At 73.6% G+C, this 2,610-nt stretch carries 3 protein-coding genes; 1 reads left to right on the top strand and 2 read right to left on the bottom strand.

Going from position 1 to position 2,610, the window contains the following annotated elements:
* Together DKT69_RS05010 and DKT69_RS05005 are read right to left on the bottom strand one after the other, a co-directional pair.
* Positions 1-640: site-2 protease family protein (locus DKT69_RS05010; RefSeq protein WP_201749493.1), on the bottom strand; the 640-nt coding region annotated here is incomplete at its 3' end.
* Positions 641-689: 49 nt separating this feature from the next.
* Positions 690-1,541: an alpha/beta hydrolase gene (locus tag DKT69_RS05005; RefSeq protein ID WP_109800415.1), complete on the bottom strand. Its 852-nt coding sequence runs from the start codon at positions 1,539-1,541 to the stop codon at positions 690-692.
* A 145-nt stretch (positions 1,542-1,686) separates the two neighbouring features.
* Here DKT69_RS05005 and DKT69_RS41595 point away from each other — a divergent pair.
* Positions 1,687-2,610: ABC transporter ATP-binding protein (locus tag DKT69_RS41595; RefSeq protein ID WP_109800414.1), on the top strand; the 924-nt coding region annotated here is incomplete at its 3' end.

Below are 2,610 nucleotides of genomic sequence, written 5' to 3'. Positions count from 1 at the left end.
CCCCGGCCCCGACCAGGAACTGCCAGAGCCCCAGGCCGATCAGCAGCGCGCCGAGGACCCAACCGGCCCGGGCCGCCACCACCGAGGCCTTCGTCCGGTCGCCGGTCGCCTTCCACACCGCGGCGCGCAGCAACCGGCCGCCGTCCAGCGGCGCCGCCGGCAGCACGTTGAAGATCGCCAGCAGGATGTTGATGCCGGCCAGCCAGGCCAGCGACCCGAGCAGCAGGCCGTGCGCGCCGGCCAGGGCCAGCAGCATCGCGATGCCGCCGAAGAAGAGGCCGATGATCAGGCTGACCAGCGGCCCGATCCCGGCGATGCGCAGCTCCGCACCCGGGTCGCGGGCCTCGCCGCGCAGCTCGGAGACGCCGCCGAAGAGCCAGAGCGTGATCCCCTCGACAGCGATGCCGTTGCGCTTGGCGATCACGGCGTGGGCCACCTCGTGGGCCAGCAGGCCGAGGAAGAAGACCACCGCCGCGCTCAGGCCGGCCGCCGCGTACGCCAGGGCCGGCCGGTCCGGGTAGGCGCGCGGGAACTGGTTGGCCGCCAGCCCCCAGGCGATCAGCAGGAAGATGACCAGGACGCTCCAGTTGACCCCGACGGGTACCCCCGCGATCCGGCCAAGCCGGAAGCTCGCCCTCATGCGTCCGTCATACCCCCACCTCGCCCCGACATGCCACCGCCCGCACCGATCACCGGCCGGGGGCCTCGCTGACCACGGTCGGCGAGAACTCGTTGGCCGCCTCGACCGCCCACTCCAGCGCGTAGTCGGCCTCCTGCTCCCAGCCCGGCTCACCACCGACGAAGTGCGACCGGCCCGGGAACTCGTGATAGGCGGTCACCGCGCGGGACGGCCGGTAGAGGCCGGCGGCGGACCGGGCCAGCGTCGGCGGCACCACATGGTCCTCGGTGCCGGTCGTGATCAGCAGCGGTGCCCGGTCGTCCCGGTGGGTGTCCGCCTTGGTGGCCGAGTTCGGGTCCAGGTTGGCGAAGGCGCCCTCGAAGAAGACATGCCCGGCGCCGGGGACGGCGTACCGCTCCCAGGCCGCGTCGGAGTCCTCGCGGCTCAGGGTGTTGCCGAAGGCGTAGGCGAAATCGTCGGGGGTGAACGGCACCGCCCGGTGCCGGTTGGCCGGGCTGCGCAGGATGGAGAACCCGGAGCGCAGCGTGCTGAGCGGTAGCTTCAGCACCCCCTTGACCGGGGCCGGGTGCATCGCGACGCCGGCGGCGCCGAGCCCGCGGGAGATCAGCAGCTGGGTGACCAGGCCGCCGAAGGAGTGTCCCATGATGATCGGGGGGCGGGGCTGGTCCCGGATGATCGCCGCGTAGTGGTCGACCATGTCGGCGATCCGCTGCTCGGCGATCGGAGTGGGGTCGGCGCGCAGCGCCGCCACCTCGGCCTCCATGCCCGGCCACGCCGGGGCGAGCACCTTGAAGCCCTGGGCCGCGTACCGGTCGACCCAGTGTTCCCAGCTCCGGGGCGTCATCCAGAGGCCGTGGATGAGCACGATCGTGTCGACCCGTACCGTCGGCGCGCTGGCCATGGCGTTCCTCCCGGTTCCGCGGTGTGGTCCGGGGGCGCTTACCCGGCGGGGCCGCCCCCGCACCTGTGCGGCCTGACAAATGTCATGGCCGGAACGTGACGCCCGCTCCGGGGGCGGGACGGCCGGCCGCCGGAGCATTCTTGTCATGACCGACACCGCACCGGCCGTCGAACTGGCCGGACTCACCAAGACCTTCGGCCCGGTGACCGCCGTCGACGGGCTCAGCCTCCGGATCGAGCCCGGTGAGGTGGTGGCCTTCCTCGGCCCGAACGGCGCCGGCAAGACCACCACCGTGGACATGCTGCTCGGGCTGGCCCGCCCGGACGCCGGGAGCGTCCGGCTCTTCGGCGGCACCCCCGCCGACGCCGTCCGGCTCGGCCGGGTCGCCGCCGTGATGCAGACCGGCGGGCTGCTCAAGGACCTCACCGTCGGCGAGACGGTGCGGATGACCGCCGAGTTCTACGGCCGGACCCGGCCGGTGGCCGAGGTGCTGGACCGGGCGGGCATCGCGTCCATCGCCGATCGGCTGGTCGGCAAGTGCTCCGGCGGCCAGCAGCAGCGGCTGCGCTTCGCCCTGGCGCTGCTCCCGGACCCGGACCTGATGGTGCTCGACGAGCCCACCACCGGCATGGACGTCGAGGGGCGGCGCGACTTCTGGCAGGCCATCCGGGCCGACGCCCGGACCGGCCGGACCATCATCTTCGCCACCCACTACCTGGACGAGGCCGACGCGTACGCGGACCGGATCGTGCTGGTGCGGCAGGGCCGGGTCGTCGCCGACGGCACCACCGCGGAGATCAAGAACCTGGCCGCCGGCCGGATCGTCCGGGCCACCCTCCCCGGCGCCGACCAGGCCGTGCTCGCCGCCCTGCCCGGCGTCCGCGCGGTCGAGGTACGCGGCGACGTGGTGCTGGTCCGCACCGACGACTCGGACGAGGTCGCCCGGCACCTGCTCACCCGGACCGCCGCCCGGGACGTCGAGATCACCTCCCGCAACCTCGAGGACGCCTTCCTCGCCCTCACCACCGACGGCCCGGCCTCTTATACACATCTGACGCTGCCGACGAAT

Origin of the sequence: Micromonospora sicca (genome assembly GCF_003172935.1) — a bacterium.
GTDB classification, from domain to species: Bacteria; Actinomycetota; Actinomycetes; order Mycobacteriales; family Micromonosporaceae; genus Micromonospora; species Micromonospora sicca.
Note: the sequence above shows the minus strand (reverse complement) of the source record. Positions and strands in the feature narration are given on the sequence as shown.

Bases quoted from the DNA above. Each gene is read 5' to 3' on its own strand.
- DKT69_RS05005 (WP_109800415.1), bottom strand. From the start codon at position 1,541: ATGGCCAGCGCGCCGACGGTACGGGTCGACACGATCGTGCTCATCCAC.